Below are 19,090 nucleotides of genomic sequence, written 5' to 3' on the forward strand. Positions count from 1 at the left end.
TCAGGAGAGGACGATGAGCGACCAGCAAAAACGTTTGCAGATGGCGCTGGAGGCGGCGCACATGGCGATCTGGGATTCGCGCCTCATCGACGGCCAGGTCATCGACGGCACGGTCAGCTGGTCGGCCAAGGGGGCTGCCTTGCTGGGCCTGGAAGAGCGGGCCCTGACACAGCCATTTCGCACCTTTCTCGGCTTCGTCCATGTGGATGACCAGGGCCCGCTGCTCGAGGTGATGCAGGAAGCCGTGCGCCAGCGCGACGGCTACGCCCTGCAATACCGCGTCGTCTGGCCCGATGGCAGCGAACGCTGGCTGGCGGCCAAGGCGCAAGTGTTCACGGATGCGGATGGCCAGCCCGACCGCACCCTGGGCATCATCTGGGATATCACCGAGCACATGCTGCGCGAACTGCTGATCGCCGAGCGCAAGGAACTGGCCGAAGTGACACTCAGCTCCATCGGCGACGGCGTCATCACCACCGATCCGTACGGCAAGACACGCTACCTGAACCGGGTGGCCGAGCAATTGACGGGCTGGAGCAACGAACTGGCACGCGGCATGGATATCAGCCAGACCTTGCCGCTGGTCGACGAACGCACGGGCGAAGCGCTCGAACACGTGGCATACAAATGCCTGCAGCAGCGCCAGGCCATCGGCATTTCAGCGCATTCGCAGCTGGTCACGCGCGATGGACGGCACATCGCCGTGGAAGACTCGGCCGCGCCCATCTGGTCGCGCGACGGCGACATCCTCGGCGCCGTCGTCGTGTTCCGCGACGTCAGCCATGAGCGCAAGCTGAGCCAGCAACTGTCGTGGCACGCCACGCACGATACCCTGACGGGCCTGATCAACCGGCGCGAATTCGAACACCTGGTTGCCGGCGCCCTGCACACGGCCAAGCAGGATGGCCACGTGCATGCGCTGCTGTACCTGGACCTGGACCAGTTCAAGGTCATCAACGATACCTGCGGCCATGGCGCCGGCGACGTGCTGCTGCAGCTGCTGGCGAAAATGCTGCAGGCACAAATGCGCGACAGCGACATCCTCGCGCGCCTGGGCGGCGACGAACTGGGCGTGCTGTTGCCGCACTGTCCGCTCGACCATGCACGCCAGATCGGCGAACAGCTGCGCCAGTCCATCCGCGATTTCCGTTTCGCCTGGGATAGCCGCAGTTTTGAGCTGGGCGTGAGCATCGGCATGGTCGAAATCAGCCAGGACAGCAAGTCCATGAGCGAGCTGCTGAGCGCCGCCGACCAGGCCTGCTACCTGGCCAAGGAGCAGGGCCGCAACCGCATCCATGTCTACCAGGAGTCCGACGTCATGCTGGCCCAGCGGCACGGCGAAATGCTGTGGATTTCGCGCCTGAACGAAGCGTTCGCCCACGATTACTTCCGCCTGTACGCCATGCCCATCGTGCACCTGAACGACAGCCAGGAACACCACGACGAAGTGCTGATCCGCATCCGCAACAGCCAGGGCGACCTGATCTTGCCGGGCGCCTTCATCCCCGCCGCCGAGCGCTACGACATGATGCTGTCCATCGACCGCTGGGTCATCCGTGCCGTCTGCGCGCATATCGAGAGCGTGCGCGACAGCCTGCCGCCGATCGAAGCGATGGCGGAAAGCCGGCGCCGCGCACCGGCCCTGTATTCCGTCAACCTGTCGGGCATGTCGCTGGCCGATGCCGGCTTGCACGACTACATCACCGAGCAGTTCGTGCAATTCGCCATCGCGCCCGAGCAGCTCTGCTTTGAAATCACGGAAACGGCCGTTATCGCCAACCTGCCCAAGGCACAAGTGTTCATGCGCCAGCTCAAGGCCATGGGCTGCCGCTTCTCGCTCGACGACTTCGGCAGCGGCTTTTCCTCGTTCGGCTACCTGAAGGCCCTGCCCGTCGACTATCTGAAGATCGACGGCGTCTTCGTGCGCGACATCGCCAGCAACGCCATCAACCGCGCCATGGTCAAGGCCATCAATGAAGTGGGCCACGTGATGGGCTTGAAAACGGTGGCCGAATACGTGGAAGACGAAGCCACCCTGGCCGTCATCCGCGAGCTGGGCATCGACTACGCGCAAGGCTACGCCGTGGGCAGCCTGCGCCCGCTGACGGCGGGCGTGGATTAGCCACCAACGGCAACCAGTAGCTTTAAAACAATGCCGCATTGCTATCGCTAAATGCGTGCAAGCACGACCAATCTGGAGGATTTTGATCTACATCAATAAATTTGCGCAGGCGACTCCTTACACTGATCTCCATTCTTGCAATCGTGCAAGTCTTACTCACCAATTAGCTATTCAACTGATCAGGAAGCCGCGACCATGCGACAAAATTTGCCAGTGACTAACCGTGAAGTCCTCGTCCTGGACGATCAGGCCATCGTGTCGAAAACGGATATGAACGGCAATATCGTGTATGTGAACCCGTACTTCAGCCAGGTCAGCGGCTTCAGCGAGGCCGAGCTGCTCGGCTCGCCCCAGAACATCGTGCGCCACCCGGACATGCCGGCCGAAGCGTTTGCCGACCTGTGGGCCTCAGTCCAGGCCGGCACGCCGTGGACGGGTCTGGTCAAGAACCGCTGCAAGAACGGCGATTTTTACTGGGTGCGCGCCAACGTCACGCCCATCCGCGAAGCAGGCAAGACCATCGGCTACATGTCCGTGCGCGTAAAAGCGGACAAAGATCAGGTGAAAGTGGCCGAGGAAGCCTACGCGGCCATCCGCAACAAGGAAGGCGGCAACATCGTCATCAAGCACGGCCAGATCGTGCGCCCGGGCCTGGCGCACCTGCTGCACAATCTGACGCACATGTCGCTCAACCTGCGCATCTGGGCCGCCACCTCCATCGTCAACTGTTTGCAACTGCTGGTGTGCGTCATCAGCCTGTTTGCCAGCGGCGGCAAGATCACCAATTACGCCATCTTCGGCGCCACCCTGTTCGGTTTCCTGATCAACGTTTTCCTCTGGTACACCTTGCGCATGTCCGTGCTCAAGCCGCTGGGCAAGGCCCTGAACGGCGCGCGGGCGATTGCCGCCGGCGACCTGTCGGGCAGTTTTGAAACAGACAGCACGGATGAAATGGGGCAATTGCTGCGCGCGCTGCAACAGATGAACAGCAACCTGATCGCCACCATCCGCGACGTGCGCATCAACGTGGAAACCATGGCCGTGGCCACCAAGCAAATTGCCGTCGGCAATATGGACCTCTCGGGCCGCACGGAATCGCAGGCGGCCAGCCTGGAAGAGACGGCTTCGAGCATCGAAGAATTCTCGTCCACGGTGAAACAGAACGCGGACAATTCGGTGCAGGCGAACGAGCTGGCCGTGGCCGCCTCGAAAGTGGCCGTGCAGGGCGGCGAGATCGTCTCCGAAGTGATCACCACCATGGACGACATCAACACCTCGTCGAAGAAAATCGTCGACATCATCGGCTTGATCGAAGGCATCGCCTTCCAGACCAACATCCTGGCCCTGAACGCGGCCGTGGAAGCGGCGCGTGCCGGCGAGCAGGGCAGGGGCTTTGCCGTCGTGGCGGGCGAAGTGCGCAACCTGGCGCAGCGCTCGTCCGTGGCGGCCAAGGACATCAAGCAACTGATTGAAATTTCCGTCGGCAAGGTGGGCGCCGGCATGCTGCAGGTGAACCGCGCCGGCGCCACCATGGAACAGGTGGTCAGCTCCGTCAAGCAGGTGACGGCCATCATGCAGGAAATTTCCATTGCCTCGCGCGAACAGAGCATCGGCGTCGATCAGGTCAACCAGGCCATCGCCCACATGGACCAGGTGACGCAGCAGAACGCGGCCCTCGTGGAAGAAGCCGCTGCGGCGGCCACGCGCCTGGCGGAAGAAGCGGCCAGCCTGTCGCAAGCCGTAAGCCTGTTCAATTTCGGCAAGATGCCGCCACCGCGCCGCGTCGCCACGCCCGGCGGCAAGTCGGGTGCTGCGGGTGCCGCGAACGCCGGCAAGCCCGCCATGAAACGCCTGGCCGCCTAAACCTTTCAAGACTTCATACACATCATGCCTACACTACTCAGCAGTGCTTCCGCCGACCTGGACGCGGTCGTCGAATTCGACCCGGTCATCATCGGCAAGATGAGCCAGTCCGGCCCCCGCTACACGTCCTACCCGACCGCAGACCGTTTCCATGCCGACTTTGGCTATGGCAACTTCCTTGAAGCGCTGGCCGCACTGCGCATGCGCGGCGGCCGCCGTCCGCTGTCGCTGTACGTGCACGTGCCGTTCTGCGACACCCTGTGCTACTACTGCGCCTGCAACAAGATCATCACGAAAGACCGCAGCAAGGCCGCCACCTATCTCAGCTATTTAAAGCAGGAAATCGCCATGCAGGGCAAGCTGTTTGCCGGCATGAACCAGATCGAGCAATTGCACTTCGGCGGCGGCACGCCCACCTACCTGAGCGAAAAGCAGATGGACGAACTGATGGCGCATTTGCGCCAGCATTTCGAATTCGCTTCCGATGAAGACGGCGAGTATTCGATCGAGATCGACCCGCGCACCGTGTCGCGCGAGCGCGTGTTTTCGCTGCGCGCGCAAGGTTTCAACCGCATCAGCCTGGGCGTGCAGGATTTCGACGCCGACGTGCAAAAAGCCGTCAACCGCATCCAGCCGGAAGCGGAAACGGTAGCCATCATGCAGGCGGCGCGCGACGCCGGTTTCCGCTCGATCAGCATCGACCTGATCTATGGCTTGCCGAAGCAAAACCTGGAAACGATGACGGAAACGCTGCGCAAGGTGATCAACGCCAGCCCCGACCGCATCGCCCTGTACCACTACGCGCACATGCCGCATCTGTTCAAGCCGCAGCGCCGCATCCTCGACGCCGACATGCCCGACAGCGCCACCAAGCTGGCCATGCTGGGCCTGTGCATCGCGCGCCTGACGGCCGCCGGCTATGTCTACATCGGCATGGACCATTTCGCCAAGCCGACGGACGACCTGGCCGTGGCGCAGCGCCAGGGCCGCTTGCACCGCAACTTCCAGGGATATTCCACGCGCGCGGAAGCGGACCTGATCGCCTGCGGCGTGTCGGCCATCAGCTCCGTCGGCGCCGTCTACAGCCAGAATGAAAAGACGCTCGACGCGTACTATGAAAAGCTCGACGAAGGCGTGCTGCCGATCGCGCGCGGCATCAAGCTCGACACGGACGATTTGTTGCGCCGTATCATCATCCAGATGCTGATGTGCAATTTCGAATTGTCGATCGCCAGCATCGAGCAAGCGCACCCCGTGCAATTTCGCAGCTATTTCGCCGCCGAGCTGGACAAGCTGCGCGAACTGGCCCGTGACGGCTTGCTCGTCATCGAGGAAGACTGGCTGACGGTGACGCCGAAAGGGCGCTTGTTGATCCGCAATATCTGCATGGTCTTCGACCGCTACCTGACCATGGCGCGCGCCAATACGGCACCGGACGCGGTGCAGCCGCTGCGCTACTCGAAAACGGTGTAGCGCAGCGCGATGAACGCCCTCAGCCTCGTGCCCATGTTCCTCGTCGGCCTGGCCGGCAGCGTGCACTGCATCGGCATGTGCGGCGGCATCGTGGGCGCTCTGTCGCTGGGCGGCGGCGCACCGGCCCCAACACGGCCCGTGATCGCCATTGCCGTGGCACGGCCGGCATTGCAGACAACCTTGCAAACGAACGTACTGCGCGTGCTGGCCTACAACGGCGGGCGCATCGGCAGTTACATGCTGGCCGGCGCCCTGGCCGGCAGCCTGGCGGGCGCGGGCATGCTGCACCTGGCGTCACTACAAGTGGCCGGCTACTGGCTAGCCAACCTGATGCTCGTTGCCTTGGGCCTGTACCTGATGGATGCCTGGCGCGGCCTGGCCCATCTGGAAGCGGCCGGCAACGTCGTCTGGCGCCGCGTGCGCCCCCTGCTGAAACCGTTGATGCCGATGGATACGCCGTTAAAAGCGCTGGCCGTGGGCGGGCTGTGGGGCTGGGTGCCGTGCGGCATGGTCTACAGCGCGCTGCTGACGGCCATGATGCAGGGTTCTGCCCTGAACGGCGCGGCCACGATGGCCGCCTTCGGCCTGGGTACCCTGCCCACTTTGCTGGGCATGGGTTTGCTGGGCACGCGCTTGCGCACGCAGATGCAGCGCCGTCCCGTGCGCATCGCCAGCGGCTTGCTGGTGCTGGGCTTTGGCTTGCTGGGCCTGCTGCGCGCCGCGAATGGCGTCTCGCTGGGCTGGCTCGACGCCCTGTGCGTCACGGGCCATCCATGAAAAGACGCTTGAAAACAAACCTATGAATGCTGTTTTACAACCCTCCGCCTGCTTCCATTGCGGCTTGCCCGTGCCCGCAGGCTCCAGCTGGAACGTCACCATCGACGACGTGCCGCGCGCCATGTGCTGCCCCGGCTGCGAAGCCGTGGCGCAAACCATCGTCGACATCGGCCAGAGCGCCTACTACCGCGACCGCGACGAATATGCCGTCAATGCGGCCGATGCGACCATGGTGCCGCCCGAACTGCGCCTGTACAGCAATGATGACGCGCAATTCGCGCGCGACGCCAGCAGCTGCGAAGCGACCCTGTCCGTCGAAGGCATCCGCTGCGCCGCCTGCGTCTGGCTGATCGAGCGTCAACTGACACGCCTGCCTGGCGTGCAGGCGGCCAGCCTGAACGTCGCCACGGAGCGCCTGTACGTGCGCTGGAGCCGCGCCCAGTGCGAGCCGGGCGACATCCTGCAAGCCGTGCGGCAAGTCGGCTACACGGCCTATCCGTATGACGCCGTGCGCCATGGCGAGCGCCTGCAAAAAGCCAGCAAGACCCTGGGCCGCCAGCTGTTCGTGGCCGGCCTGTCGATGATGCAGGTGATGATGTACGTGGCGCCCGCCTACCTGGCCGAGGATGGCACGCTGGACGACAATATGGCCAGCCTGATGCGCTGGGCCAGTTTGCTGCTGACCCTGCCCGCCATCTGTTACTCCGCCATGCCGTTCTTCCAGGGCGCCTGGGCCAGCTTGCGCGCGCGCACCCTGGGCATGGACGTGCCCGTCGCACTGGGCATCCTGGCGGCCTTCTTCGGCAGCGTGGTGGCGACCTTCACGGGCCGCGGCGAGGTGTATTACGACTCGGCCACGATGTTCATCTTCCTGCTGCTGTGCAGCCGCTATTTCGAGCTGCAGGCGCGCCGCAAGGCCGCTTCCGCGCTCGAGCGCCTGCAGCACGCCTTGCCTGCCTCCGCGTCCTTGATGGCGGGCTTTCCCGACAACCACGCCACCACCCTGGTGCCGGCCGGCAGCTTGGCCGTGGGCGACATCATCCTGGTCAAGCCGGGCGAAGCGATCGCCGCCGACAGCGTCATCATCGAAGGTACGAGCGCGCTCGATTTATCGCTGCTGACGGGCGAAAGCGCGGCCCAGCGACGCAAGACAGGTGAACAGGTGCCGGGCGGGGCCATCAACGCCAGCGCGGCGCTCATCCTGCGCGTGCTGAAACCGGCGCGCGAAAGCACGCTTTCCGATTTATTGAAACTGATCGAGCGGGCCGGCAGCGGCAAGCCGCAGATCGCGCAGTGGGCCGACAAGGTCGCCGCCTGGTTCGTGCTGGGCCTGCTGCTGTTCGCCGTCGCCGTGTTCGCCTTCTGGAGCTGGCACGACCCGACACAAGCCTGGCCCGTGGCCATTGCCGTGCTGGTTGTCTCGTGCCCGTGCGCGCTGTCGCTGGCCACGCCGACGGCGCTGGCGGCCGCCACCGACAGCCTGCTGCGGCGCGGCGTGCTGATCGTCCAGCCCCACGTCTTGGAAACCCTGCACCGCGCCACCCACATCGTCTTCGACAAGACGGGCACCTTGACCCTGGGCCGGCCCGTGCTGCGGCAAATCGAAGGGCTCGGCAGCCTGAGCGAGGACGATTGCCTGCAAGTGGCCGCCGCGCTGGAAGCGGGCAGCGCCCATCCGCTGGCGCAGGCGATCCTGGCGGCAGCGGATGGGTTGCCAAAACAGCAACCGCGCACACATGCGCAACAGTTGCAGGAAGTGCAAGGCCAGGGCCTGGAAGGCGTCGTCGATGGCGTGCGCTACCGCCTGGGCAATGCGGCCTTTGTCGCCGCCATCGCCGGGCCGCCGCTGGGCGACACGGCCGTCGGCATGCAGGGCATGACGCCGCTGTACCTGGGCACGCAGGGCCGCTGGCTCACGCGTTTCCTGCTCAGCGATGCGCTGCGCCCGGAAGCGCGCGACGTGGTCGCGTATTTCCACCGGTGCGGCAAGCAGGTCGTGCTGCTCAGCGGCGACCAGGAAGCGCTGACGCAAAGCGTGGCGACGGAACTGGGCATCAACACGGCCTGCGGCGAGTGCCTGCCCGATGAAAAGCTCGATTTCGTGCAGCAGTTGCAGGCGACGGGCGCCGTCGTGGCGATGGTGGGCGACGGCATCAACGACGCCGCCGTGCTGAGCGGCGCCGACGTGTCCTTCGCCATGGGTTCCGGCGCCGCGCTGGCGCAGGCGCATGCGGACACGGTGCTGCTGTCGAGCCAACTGGTGTCCGTGCTCGACACGGCGAAAACGGCCGCGCGCAGCATGCGCATCATCCGCGAGAACCTGGGCTGGGCCACCCTGTACAATCTGACGGCCATCCCGGCCGCCGCGCTGGGTTTCTTGAACCCCTGGCTGTCCGGCGTCGGCATGGCTGCCAGCTCGGCCGTCGTCATCGCCAACGCCCTGCGCCTGCGGAAAGCCTGAACATGGAAGCACTGTATCTCCTCATCCCCTTGAGCGTCGTGGTCGTCTTCATCGCCCTGTGGGTCTACTTCACGGCCTCGGACGGCGGCCAGTTCGACGACCTCGTCGGACCGGGCCTGCGCGTGCTGCAGGACGACGACACGCCGCCTCAGCCGGCGCCCGGCGAACCGCATCCCTGACCGCACCAGCCCGGCCGGCGCGTCTGCCCCCCAATCCGCCCGGATTGCAGGGATCTTGTATGGCTTTTTTGAGCGGAATTTGACCGAAATACCGCTTTATTTCGATGCCAGTTCGCTACGCTTATTTCATCCGGGGAATTTTGATCCACATCAAAGTTTTTTCACGGTCAAACACTTACTCTCTGGCCACCATCATAAATAGTAATTCCAGGGAGAGTCTTTGTGGATCAATCGCTGAACTATAACTACAAGATCGTGAAGCAATTCGCGGTCGCTACTGTGGTATGGGGCATCATCGGCATGCTGGTTGGCGTTATCATCGCCGCTCAGCTGGCCTGGCCTGCCCTGAACCTCGACATACCATGGCTGACATACGGACGCCTGCGTCCGCTGCACACGAATGCGGTGATTTTCGCCTTCGGCATCTGCGGCCTGTTCGCTACTTCGTACTACGTTGTACAACGCACCTGCCAGGTGCGCCTGTTTTCCGACAAACTGGCCGCCTTCACCTTCTGGGGCTGGCAAGCCGTGATCCTGTGCGCCGTCGTTACCTTGCCCATGGGCATGACGCGCGGCAAGGAATACGCGGAACTGGAATGGCCTATCGCCATCCTCATCGCCGTCGTCTGGATCGCCTACGCCATCGTGTTCTTCGGCACCCTGATCAAGCGCAAGGTCAAGCATATCTACGTGGCCAACTGGTTCTTCGGCGCCTACATCCTGGCCGTGACGATTTTGCACGTGGTCAATGGCGCCGTCATGCCAGCCTCGTTCACCAAGTCGTATTCCGCCTATGCGGGCGTGCAGGACGCCATGATCCAGTGGTGGTACGGCCATAACGCGGTGGGTTTCATCCTGACCGCCGGCTATCTGGGCATGGTCTACTACTTCATCCCGAAACAGGCCGAGCGCCCCGTGTACTCGTACCGTCTGTCGATCGTCCACTTCTGGGCGCTGATCTTCACCTACATGTGGGCGGGCCCGCATCACCTGCACTACACGGCATTGCCTGACTGGACGCAATCGATCGGCATGGTCTTCTCGCTGGTCCTGCTGGCGCCAAGCTGGGGCGGCATGATCAACGGCATCATGACCCTGTCGGGCGCCTGGCACAAGCTGCGCACCGACCCGATCCTGAAATTCATGATCGTCTCGCTGTCGTTCTACGGCATCGCCACCTTCGAAGGTCCGATGATGTCGATCAAGACCATCAACTCGCTGTCGCACTACACCGACTGGACCGTTGCCCACGTGCATGCGGGCGCTCTGGGCTGGGTGGGCTTCATCACCATGGGTTCGATCTACTACCTGCTGCCGCGCCTGGCTGGCCGCACGCAGATGCACAGCACGCGCCTGGTCGACGTGCACTTCTGGGTGGCCACCATCGGCATCGTGCTGTACATCGCCGCCATGTGGATCGCCGGCGTGATGCAGGGCTTGATGTGGCGCGCGGTCAATCCGGACGGCACCCTGACCTACACCTTTGTCGAGAGCGTGAAAGCGACGTATCCGTACTACGTGGTGCGCGTGGCCGGCGGCCTGCTGTACCTGTCGGGTATGTGCATCATGGGCTACAACACCTGGATGACCCTGCGCGGCAGCAAACTCCCCGTCGCCCGCATTCCGGAACTGAACGCGGCGCACGCCTGATAGGAGCAAAAGCAAATGAAATTTTCACATGCATGGATTGAGAAAAACCCCTGGCTGCTGATCGCCCTGGTCACGGTGGTGATCAGCATCGGCGGCGCCGTCGAGATCGTCCCCCTGTTCTTCCAGAAGAGCACGACGGAGCCGGTCGCCGGCCTGAAACCGTATTCGCCGCTGCGCCTGGCGGGCCGCGACATCTACGTGCGCGAAGGCTGCTACAACTGCCACTCGCAGATGGTGCGTCCGCTGCGCGCGGAAACGGAACGCTATGGCCACTATTCGGTCGCCGGCGAGTTCGTCTACGACCGTCCGTTCCAGTGGGGTTCCAAGCGCACGGGGCCCGACCTGGCCCGCGTGGGCGCCCGCTACAGCGATGAATGGCACCGCACGCACTTGAACAACCCGCGCGACGTGGTGCCCGAGTCGAACATGCCGTCCTACCCCTGGCTGGCGAAGACCAAGCTGGTGCCTGACGAGATCGTGCCGAAGATGCGCGCCCTGAAGCGCCTGGGCCAGCCGTACAGCGAGGAAGAAATCGCCGCCGGCCCCGCGCAGCTGCAGGACAAGACGGAAGAAGACGCCCTGGTCGCCTATCTGCAAGGCCTCGGTACATTAATCAAAACAAGGAATTAGCATGGCAATCGAAAACCTGTTTGACAGCGCCAGCAGCGTCATGACGGTGGTTTCCTTTACGACGTTCGTGGGCATCCTGTGGTGGACGTTCAGCCGCAGCAACAGCGACTTCGACGCGGCGGCACGCCTGCCGTTCGCCGACGACGCGCTCGACTATCCGGCCGAGGCCGAGATGAACCTGGCGAAGGAGCATAACCATGGCTGACTTTACCAATGGCTTCTGGAATATCTACATCATCGTGCTGTCCCTGCTGGGCATCATCGGCTGCGGCGTGCTGCTGTACTCGCAGTCGAAAGTGAAAGTGGTCGCCGGCGCCCCCGCCGACGGCACCACGGGCCACGTCTGGGACGAGGACTTGAAGGAACTCAATACGCCGATGCCGCGCTGGTGGATGTGGCTGTTCTACATCACCATCGTCTTCGCGCTGGCCTACCTGTTCCTGTATCCGGGCCTGGGCAATTATGCGGGAAGCCTGGGCTGGAAATCGACGGGCCAGTATGAGGAAGAGCTGAAGAAGGCGGAAGCCGACTACGGCCCCCTGTTCAACAAGTACCTGAGCCAGGACTTGAAGACGGTGGCCGCCGACCCGCAGGCGCAAGCCATCGGCCAGCGCCTGTTCCTGACCTACTGCGCGCAATGCCACGGTTCGGATGCGCGCGGCAACAAGGGCTTCCCCAACCTGACGGACAAGGACTGGCTGTATGGCGGCGAACCCGACATCATCAAGACCACCATCCTGCACGGCCGCAATGGGCAGATGCCACCGATGGGCGCCGCCCTCGGTTCCGAAAAGGACGTCGAGAACGTGGCCCATTATGTGCTCAGCCTGTCCGGTTCGACCTCGGATCCCGTCAAGTCGGTGCTGGGCAAGGCCAAGTTTGGCGCCTGCATGGCCTGTCACGGCGCCGATGCGAAGGGCAACCAGATGCTCGGCGCGCCGAATCTGACGGACAAGGTCTGGCTGTACGGCGGCAGCGCCGATACCATCATGGAAACCGTACGCAAGGGACGCAGCAACACCATGCCGGCCTTCAGCGATTTCCTCGGCGAGTCCAAGGTACACGTGCTGTCGGCGTATGTCTGGAGCCTGTCGAATCCTCAGACGCCCGTGAAATGATGTAATGGAACCTCAAGTCATCAAGATGTATGCGGCCCGCGAGCAGATCTACCCTCGCGAGGCCAAAGGACGCTACGCTACCTGGCGATGGGTATGCGTATGGCTTACCCAGCTCGCGTTCTACGGCTTGCCGTGGTTGACCTGGAATGGCAGGCAAGCCCTGCTGTTCGACTTGACCACGCGCAAGTTCTACATTTTCGGCGTCGTGCTGTGGCCCCAGGATTTCATCTATCTGGCGGCCCTGCTGATCATCTGTGCGTATTTGTTGTTCCTCGTCACGGCCATTGCCGGGCGGGTGTGGTGCGGGTTCTCTTGCCCGCAAACGGTATACACGGAAATTTTCCTGTGGGTCGAACGCCGCATCGAGGGCACGCGCAGCGCGCGCATGGCCCTCGACAAGCAGGGCCCGTCCGTGCGCAAGGCATTCAAGAAGACGGCCAAGCACCTGGTATGGGGCGCCATCGCCCTGTGGACGGGCTTTACCTTTGTCGGCTACTTCACGCCGATCAAGGAACTGGCGCAATCGGTGGTCACCTTGAATTTCGGTCCCTGGGAATGGTTCTGGGTCTTGTTCTACAGCCTGGCAACCTACGGCAACGCGGGCTGGCTGCGCGAGCAGGTGTGCAAATACATGTGCCCCTACGCGCGCTTCCAGAGCGCCATGTTCGACCAGGACACCCTGATCATCACCTACGATGCCAAGCGCGGCGAACCACGCGGCGCCATGAGCAAGAAGGCCGGCAACAACGACAAGCTGGGCGATTGCATCGACTGCACCCTGTGCGTGCAGGTGTGTCCGACCGGCATCGATATCCGCAACGGCCTGCAGTATGAATGCATCGGCTGCGCCGCCTGCGTCGATGCCTGCAACAGCGTGATGGACAAGGTCGAGCGGCCGCGTGGCCTGATACGCTACAGCACCGACCATGCGATGGAAAACAACTTCAATTCGAAGCAGATACGCCAGCGCGCCATGCGCCCGCGCGTCCTGATCTACACTTCCATCCTGGCCCTGATCATCATCGCCGTATGTACCTCGCTGGCCCTGCGCACGCCCCTGAAAATGGACGTGATCCGCGACCGCGGTTCGATGGGACGCGAAGTGGAAGACGGCATGATCGAAAACGTCTACCGCCTGCAGATCATGAACACGTCCGAGCAAAGCCAGCATTTCAAGATCAGCGCCTCCGGCTTGCCGGGCCTGACCTTGCTGACGCGCGAAGAAGTGACCTTGCAGCCGACGGAAACGCTGGGCTGGCCGATCCGCCTGCGCGTGCCGCACGGCGTGGGCGAGAAGGGGTCGAACAAGATTGCGATCGAATTGCAATCGCTGGACAACCCGTCGCTGCATGTGCGTGAAAGCGCGGTCTTCATCGTGCCGCGGTGATGCAGGAAGGCCGGTCCCCGCACGGGGGCTGGCCGTTTACAGAGGAGAAATACCATGTCCGACAGTCTGAAACTGCAGCCTCCCGTTGCACCGTGGTACAAGCATCGCTGGCCATGGCTGCTGATGATCGGTCCCGGCCTGTCCGTGGTCGTCGGCAGCTTCATGGGCTATATCGCGTTTACGCAGCCCGATGCGCTGGTGGTGGGCGATTATTACAAGCAGGGCAAGGCGATCAACCAGGATTTGAAGCGCGACACGATCGCCAGCGACCTGGCCATGGATACGAGCCTGGCGTACGACGTGGCGCAAGCGCGCCTGAGCGGTTCCGTGCACAGCTTCGGCAAGGCCTACCAGGGACCGCTGCAGCTGCACCTGGCGCATGCGACCCTGCCGGAAAAAGATATCAAGCTGCTGGTGCAGCCCGATGCGGCCGGCAATTTTTCGGTCGCGCTGCCGATGCTCGAGCGCAGCCGCTGGCAGGTGCTGGTGGAAAACGACAAGCGCGAGTGGCGCCTGTCCGGCATCTGGACCTGGCCCGTGCAGCGCAGCATCGCGCTGCATGCGGACGAAGAGCTATAAGCCTTACTTGCAGACGTCCGTGCCTGCCGTAATGGCTTTCAGCTTGGCTGGTTGCAGGATCTCGATCTCGCGGTTCGACACGCGCAGCCAGCCTTCCTTCTTAAATTTGGACAGCAGGCGGCTGACGCTCTCGATGGTCAGGCCCAGGTAGTTGCCGATTTCCTCGCGCGACATGCGTAGCTGGAATTTGCTGCTCGAATAGCCGCGCGCTTCATAGCGCGACGCCAGGTTGACGATGAAGGCGGCAAAACGCTGCGTCGCCTGCATATTGCCCAGCAACAGCATCACGCTTTGCTCGCGCGTGATTTCCTGGCTCATCATGCGGTGGAAATGCCGCAGCAGAGTCGGCATATTGCCCAGCAATTGTTCCAGGCTGGAAAACGGGATTTCACACACTTCGCTGTCTTCCAGCGCCACCGCATTACAGTGGTGGCGGTCGGCGCTGATGGCGTCCATGCCCAGCAGTTCGCCGGCCATCTGGAAGCCCGTCACCTGCTCTTCGCCGCCGGGATTGATCTGGTACGTCTTGAAGTGTCCCAGGCGGATCGCGTACAGGTTCTGGAACGAGTCGCCGATGCGGAACAGCGAGGCGCCGCGCACGATCTTGCGGCGGCGGCCGATGATCTGGTCCAGCCTGTCCATGTCGCCCATATCGAGGCCCATCGGCAGGCACAATTGATGCATGCTGCAGGTCGAGCATCGCGCACGCAACGCTTCCACGGTCACTGTGGGCAAGGTTGGAGTGAGTAGCGCTTCAGTCATGTCGGTACCTTTTAGAAAATGCAACAACAAGTTTACTGCATACAGGGTTGCCGTGTGCCAATTTCACCGCAATTTCGGCGAATAAACGACGTCCAGCCTTTAATTATATGGCAACATCGTCAAAAGCCCATGCGGGGAGGGTCATTTGCGCGGCGCCGCTTGCCAACTTGATGTATTGATAGGAAAATTCCTAACAGCATTATCTGCCGCCTGTGCCGCCCGGTACTGAAAAGGAAATCATGAAGCCTCTCGGCATCAAAGCAAAAGTCGCGCTGGCCACCAGCCTGACCTCGATCGCCATGATCGCGCTGGTCACCATGATACAGGTGCAGCACATGCGCGACGACTTCACCCGAGTACTGCTGAGCCAGCAGTCGTCCCTGATCAGCCGCACCGCTGCCGAGCTCGACGACAAGCTGGGCATGCTGCTGCAGATCGTCACCCTGACGGCCAGGCAGCAGCCGCCGGAACTGATGGCCCAGCCGGCCCAATTGCGCGAATACTATTCGCGCCGCTCGATGCTGGTGCTGTTCGACGACGTGCTGGTGCTCGATGCACATGGCGCCGTCGTGGCCGACATGCCGGAAGTGGCGGGGCGCACGGGCATCAACGTTGCCGAGCGCGAGTATTTCCAGACCGTGCTGCGCACGCGCCAGCCCATGATCACCGAGCCGATGCTCGGCAAGTCGAGCGGCATGCCCATCGTGCAGATGGTCGCGCCCGTGCTGGCCGCCGATGGCCAGGTGGCCGGCGTGGTGATCGGCGTGCTGCGCCTGTACAAGGACAACCTGCTGGGACGCCTGCGCTCGGAAAAGATCGGCAAGAGCGGCTATTACTTCATCCTCACGCGCGGCGCCGTGCCGCGCTACGTGCTGCATCCCGATACCAGCCGCTTGCTGCAGCCGCGCCAGCCGAGCGCCAACCTGACGACCACCCAGCTGCTGAAGGAAGATGGCGAAGGCAGCATGGTCAGCACCAACAGCCGCGGCATCACGGCCGTCAACAGCTTCAAGCGTTTGAAATCGGTGAACTGGCTGCTGGCTACCTCGCTGCCCGTCGCGGACGCCTTCGAACCGTTCGATGGCGTCCTGTACCGGCTGGTGCTGTGGAGCATCCTCGCTTCGCTGCTGGCCGCATTTGTTCTGGGCTGGGTCACCGTGCGCCTGCTGTCGCCGCTGGTGCGCCTGCGCAACACCCTGCTGGCCCTGCGCACCAGCGGCAGCCGTTTCACCCCCGTGCCGGTGCAGCAGCGCGACGAGATCGGCGAACTGACGGAGGCGTTCAACGGCCTGATGAGCGAGCGCGACCGTCTGCAGCAGGAACTCGAATCGCGCGCGGCCGAACTGGAGCAGGAACGCGACCGGGCCGAGGCCGCCAACCGCGCGAAGAGCGATTTCGTGGCCAACATGAGCCATGAAATCCGCACGCCCCTCAATGCCGTGCTGGGCATGGTGTATTTGCTGGGAAATACCAAGCTCGATACGGAACAGCGCAAGTATCTGACCATGGTGCGCGTGGCGGGCCAGTCGCTGCTGGGTATCCTCAACGACGTGCTCGATTATTCGAAGATCGAGGCGAGGCGCATGGAACTGTCGCCCGTCGAATTCGACCTCGACGAAGTCATGAATACCCTGGCCACGACGATGACGATGAATGCGGGCGAAAAGGAGCTGGAACTGGCCATCGCCGTCGAGCCCGACGTGCCGCGGCGCCTCGTGGGCGACGCCCAGCGCCTGCAGCAAATCCTCGTCAACCTGGCCGGCAACGCCATCAAGTTCACGGAGAACGGCGAAGTGGTGGTGGCCGTCAGCCTGGCCGAGAGCAGGAGCGAGAGCGGCCGCGCCTGGCTGCGCTTCGAAGTGCGCGACACGGGCATCGGCATGACGGAACTGCAGCAACAGCAGCTGTTTGCCGCGTTTTCGCAGGGCGACCAGAGCATCACGCGCCGCTTCGGCGGCACGGGCCTGGGCCTGGCCATCAGCAAGCAGCTGATCCACATGATGGGCGGCGACATCGCCGTCGCCAGCAGCGAAGGCAAGGGCAGCCGCTTCTGGTTCAGCGTGCCGTTCGAGATGCTGGCGCAGCCAGCCGAAACGCGGCGCACGCCGGCACTGGGCCAGCTGCGCCTGCTGGTGGCCGACGATAACCGCACCACGCGCGAACTGATCGTCAAGCTGATCGAGGCGTGGGGCTGGCTGGCCGACGAAGTCGATTCCGGCTTTGCCGCCATCGAACTGTACCGCGAACGCCTGGCGCAGCAGCAACCGTACGACGTGGTGCTGGCCGACTGGCACATGCCCGTCATGGACGGCCTGGCCACGGCCAAGGCCATCCGCCAGGCGGCCAGCGGCCAGCGCCAGCCCATCGTGGTGATGGTCAACGCCTTCGCCCGCAACCACCTCGAGGAAATTTCCAGCGCGGCCGAGGCCGACGTCGTGCTGATGAAACCGATCACGGGATCGAGCCTGTTCGATGCCCTGCACCAGGCACTGATCACCAAGAACGACGGCGGCGAGCAGCGCATCCTGCACCAGCCACTGGGCACGGAACTGGCCGGCGTGCATTTCCTGCTGGTGGAAGACAATCATTTGAACCAGGCCGTGGCGCGCGGCATCCTCGAACACATGGGCGCCACCCTCGACGTGGTGGGCGACGGCTTGCAAGCCGTGGAACGGCTGCGCACGGAAGCGCTGCGCTACGACATCGTGCTGATGGACATGCAGATGCCCGTCATGGACGGTTTCAGCGCCACCCACATCATCCGCACGGAGCTGCGCCTGAGCCTGCCCGTGATCGCCATGACGGCCGGCGTGCTGGCGTCCGAGCGCGAGCGCTGCATGACGGCCGGCATCAGCGACTTCATCGCCAAGCCCGTGGTGGTGGAAGAGATGATGGAAGTCATCCTGCGCCACCTGCCCAAGCGCCCGCCAGTGCAGACGGCCGAGCCCGTACGCGTCGCCGATGAAGAGGTGTTTTCCATGGCGCCGCTGATGCGCGTGATGGGACGTGACGCGAAGGGGCGCGGTGTACTGCGGCGCATGGTCGAAGACGCGCTGAACAAGGGCATGACGCCCGTACGCGACGCGGAAACAGCATTGCAGGCAGGCCGCCACAGCGACGTGGCGCGTATCCTGCACAGCGTGCGCGGCTCCGTCGGCACCCTGGGCACGAAACGCCTGATCCGCGCCGCGTTCGCCACCGAGGAAGCCATCGACGCTGGCCGCCTGGACGAAGTCCCAAGCCTGCTGGCGCACACGGCGCAGGAGCTGGAACTGGCGCTGGCGGCGGCGGCGGATTGGTTGTCGCGGTTGAAGGATTAATTTACGCGGGTACGCCCAGAATCACGCTGGACGCCTTGAACATCGCCGTCACGCTGCCGCCAAGTTCGATACCCAGGTCCGTGCTGCTCTGGTTGGTGATGATGGCGGCGATCGTGCCGCCGCGCGGCAAGTCCAGCACCACTTCCGTGTTGACGGCGCCCGTCTGCACGCGCGTGACCGTGCCGGCCAGCTGGTTGCGGGCGGAAAAGCGCGCGCCTTCGCTATCGGCCACGAGGATGATGGACGAAGCCTTGATCAGCGCAAACGCTTCCGCGCCCGGCACCAGGCCCAGGCTTGCGCTGCTGCCCTGCGTGACGATGGCCACGATGTGCTGGCCGCCGGGCAATTCCAGGGTGACTTCGTCATTGACGGCACCCTGTTTCAGTTCGGCCACCTTGCCCAGGAATTGATTACGCGCCGTCGTTTTCATGGCCATTCTCCGTATGAGTAAAAGATCGTCGGCGATGCCTTCGGCCTGACTGCCCAGCTGGCGCAGGTAGCGGGCATGCTCGCGTTCGATGATGCGGAAATTGTCGACCAGCTGGCGTCCCCGCTGCGTGAGCCGCGTGCCGCCGCCGCCCTTGCCGCCCGTCAGGCGCTCGACCAGCGGTTCGCCGGCCAGGTTGTTCATCGCGTCGATGGCGTCCCAGGCCGCCTTGTAGCTCATCTTTACCAACTTGGCCGCCTGCGTGATGGAGCCGCATTCGGCGATGGCGCCCAGCAATTCCACCCTGCCGGCGCCGCCCAGGTTTTCCCCGCCCACCGTCAT

The 19,090-nt window shown here is 63.5% G+C and carries 15 protein-coding genes; 13 read left to right on the top strand and 2 right to left on the bottom strand.

Going from position 1 to position 19,090, the window contains the following annotated elements:
* Positions 1–13: 13 nt before the first annotated feature.
* The 12 genes from SKZ59_RS12295 (at position 14) to SKZ59_RS12350 (ending at position 14,239) form a co-directional block, all read left to right on the top strand.
* Positions 14–2,122 carry an EAL domain-containing protein gene (locus tag SKZ59_RS12295; protein WP_072456125.1) on the top strand — a complete coding sequence of 703 codons (2,109 nt, stop codon included), beginning with the start codon at positions 14–16 and terminating at the stop codon, positions 2,120–2,122.
* Between the two features lie 195 nt (positions 2,123–2,317).
* Entirely contained in the window at positions 2,318–3,985 is a 1,668-nt protein-coding gene (locus SKZ59_RS12300; RefSeq protein WP_319991936.1) for a methyl-accepting chemotaxis protein, read from the top strand.
* A 24-nt stretch (positions 3,986–4,009) separates the two neighbouring features.
* Complete coding sequence (gene hemN / locus SKZ59_RS12305) at positions 4,010–5,458, top strand: oxygen-independent coproporphyrinogen III oxidase (protein WP_319991937.1); 1,449 nt, start codon at positions 4,010–4,012, stop codon at positions 5,456–5,458.
* A 9-nt stretch (positions 5,459–5,467) separates the two neighbouring features.
* Complete coding sequence (locus SKZ59_RS12310) at positions 5,468–6,235, top strand: sulfite exporter TauE/SafE family protein (RefSeq protein WP_319991938.1); 768 nt, start codon at positions 5,468–5,470, stop codon at positions 6,233–6,235.
* A gap of 22 nt (positions 6,236–6,257) precedes the next feature.
* Complete coding sequence (locus tag SKZ59_RS12315; RefSeq protein WP_319991939.1) at positions 6,258–8,696, top strand: heavy metal translocating P-type ATPase; 2,439 nt, start codon at positions 6,258–6,260, stop codon at positions 8,694–8,696.
* 2 nt (positions 8,697–8,698) lie between these two features.
* Complete coding sequence (gene ccoS / locus SKZ59_RS12320) at positions 8,699–8,875, top strand: cbb3-type cytochrome oxidase assembly protein CcoS (RefSeq protein ID WP_034752510.1); 177 nt, start codon at positions 8,699–8,701, stop codon at positions 8,873–8,875.
* Positions 8,876–9,097: 222 nt separating this feature from the next.
* Positions 9,098–10,525, top strand: coding sequence for a cytochrome-c oxidase, cbb3-type subunit I (gene ccoN, locus SKZ59_RS12325; RefSeq protein ID WP_034752511.1), 1,428 nt, complete (start codon positions 9,098–9,100; stop codon positions 10,523–10,525).
* Between the two features lie 15 nt (positions 10,526–10,540).
* Positions 10,541–11,155: a cytochrome-c oxidase, cbb3-type subunit II gene (ccoO, locus tag SKZ59_RS12330; RefSeq protein ID WP_034752513.1), complete on the top strand. Its 615-nt coding sequence runs from the start codon at positions 10,541–10,543 to the stop codon at positions 11,153–11,155.
* Between the two features lies 1 nt (position 11,156).
* Positions 11,157–11,360 (top strand): cbb3-type cytochrome oxidase subunit 3, encoded by a 204-nt coding sequence (locus SKZ59_RS12335; RefSeq protein WP_034752515.1) that lies wholly within the window; start codon positions 11,157–11,159, stop codon positions 11,358–11,360.
* The gene (ccoP, locus tag SKZ59_RS12340) at positions 11,353–12,273 is read left to right on the top strand and encodes a cytochrome-c oxidase, cbb3-type subunit III (RefSeq protein ID WP_034752517.1); all 921 of its coding nucleotides are present in this window, start codon (positions 11,353–11,355) and stop codon (positions 12,271–12,273) included. Before SKZ59_RS12335 ends, ccoP begins: the two co-directional genes overlap by 8 nt.
* Positions 12,274–12,277: 4 nt before the next feature.
* On the top strand, positions 12,278–13,660 hold the full coding sequence (ccoG, locus tag SKZ59_RS12345; RefSeq protein ID WP_319991940.1) for a cytochrome c oxidase accessory protein CcoG: 1,383 nt from the start codon (positions 12,278–12,280) through the stop codon (positions 13,658–13,660).
* A gap of 54 nt (positions 13,661–13,714) precedes the next feature.
* The gene (locus tag SKZ59_RS12350) at positions 13,715–14,239 is read left to right on the top strand and encodes a FixH family protein (RefSeq protein WP_034752521.1); all 525 of its coding nucleotides are present in this window, start codon (positions 13,715–13,717) and stop codon (positions 14,237–14,239) included.
* A gap of 3 nt (positions 14,240–14,242) precedes the next feature.
* On the opposite strand, the gene fnr is transcribed toward SKZ59_RS12350, so the two are convergent.
* Entirely contained in the window at positions 14,243–15,001 is a 759-nt protein-coding gene (fnr, locus tag SKZ59_RS12355) for a fumarate/nitrate reduction transcriptional regulator Fnr (protein WP_034752524.1), read from the bottom strand.
* Positions 15,002–15,240: 239 nt separating this feature from the next.
* On the opposite strand from fnr, the gene SKZ59_RS12360 reads away from it, so the two are divergent.
* On the top strand, positions 15,241–18,321 hold the full coding sequence (locus tag SKZ59_RS12360; RefSeq protein ID WP_319991941.1) for a response regulator: 3,081 nt from the start codon (positions 15,241–15,243) through the stop codon (positions 18,319–18,321).
* Position 18,322: 1 nt separating this feature from the next.
* Here the strand turns inward: SKZ59_RS12360 and SKZ59_RS12365 are convergent, their stop codons facing one another.
* Positions 18,323–19,090 (bottom strand): TOBE domain-containing protein, encoded by a 768-nt coding sequence (locus tag SKZ59_RS12365; protein ID WP_128140927.1) that lies wholly within the window; start codon positions 19,088–19,090, stop codon positions 18,323–18,325.

Origin of the sequence: Janthinobacterium sp. GMG2, assembly GCF_033949445.1 — a bacterium.
GTDB lineage: Bacteria > Pseudomonadota > Gammaproteobacteria > Burkholderiales > Burkholderiaceae_D > Janthinobacterium > Janthinobacterium aestuarii.

Excerpts from the sequence above, each read along its gene's own strand:
- SKZ59_RS12295 (WP_072456125.1), top strand. The coding sequence starts at position 14 with ATGAGCGACCAGCAAAAACGTTTGCAGATGGCGCTGGAGGCGGCGCAC.
- SKZ59_RS12300 (WP_319991936.1), top strand. The coding sequence starts at position 2,318 with ATGCGACAAAATTTGCCAGTGACTAACCGTGAAGTCCTCGTCCTGGAC.
- hemN (WP_319991937.1), top strand. The coding sequence starts at position 4,010 with ATGCCTACACTACTCAGCAGTGCTTCCGCCGACCTGGACGCGGTCGTC.
- SKZ59_RS12310 (WP_319991938.1), top strand. The coding sequence starts at position 5,468 with ATGAACGCCCTCAGCCTCGTGCCCATGTTCCTCGTCGGCCTGGCCGGC.
- SKZ59_RS12315 (WP_319991939.1), top strand. The coding sequence starts at position 6,258 with ATGAATGCTGTTTTACAACCCTCCGCCTGCTTCCATTGCGGCTTGCCC.
- ccoS (WP_034752510.1), top strand. The coding sequence starts at position 8,699 with ATGGAAGCACTGTATCTCCTCATCCCCTTGAGCGTCGTGGTCGTCTTC.
- ccoO (WP_034752513.1), top strand. The coding sequence starts at position 10,541 with ATGAAATTTTCACATGCATGGATTGAGAAAAACCCCTGGCTGCTGATC.
- SKZ59_RS12335 (WP_034752515.1), top strand. The coding sequence starts at position 11,157 with ATGGCAATCGAAAACCTGTTTGACAGCGCCAGCAGCGTCATGACGGTG.
- ccoP (WP_034752517.1), top strand. The coding sequence starts at position 11,353 with ATGGCTGACTTTACCAATGGCTTCTGGAATATCTACATCATCGTGCTG.
- ccoG (WP_319991940.1), top strand. The coding sequence starts at position 12,278 with ATGGAACCTCAAGTCATCAAGATGTATGCGGCCCGCGAGCAGATCTAC.
- SKZ59_RS12350 (WP_034752521.1), top strand. The coding sequence starts at position 13,715 with ATGTCCGACAGTCTGAAACTGCAGCCTCCCGTTGCACCGTGGTACAAG.
- fnr (WP_034752524.1), bottom strand. The coding sequence starts at position 15,001 with ATGACTGAAGCGCTACTCACTCCAACCTTGCCCACAGTGACCGTGGAA.
- SKZ59_RS12360 (WP_319991941.1), top strand. The coding sequence starts at position 15,241 with ATGAAGCCTCTCGGCATCAAAGCAAAAGTCGCGCTGGCCACCAGCCTG.
- SKZ59_RS12365 (WP_128140927.1), bottom strand. The coding sequence starts at position 19,090 with ATGACGGTGGGCGGGGAAAACCTGGGCGGCGCCGGCAGGGTGGAATTG.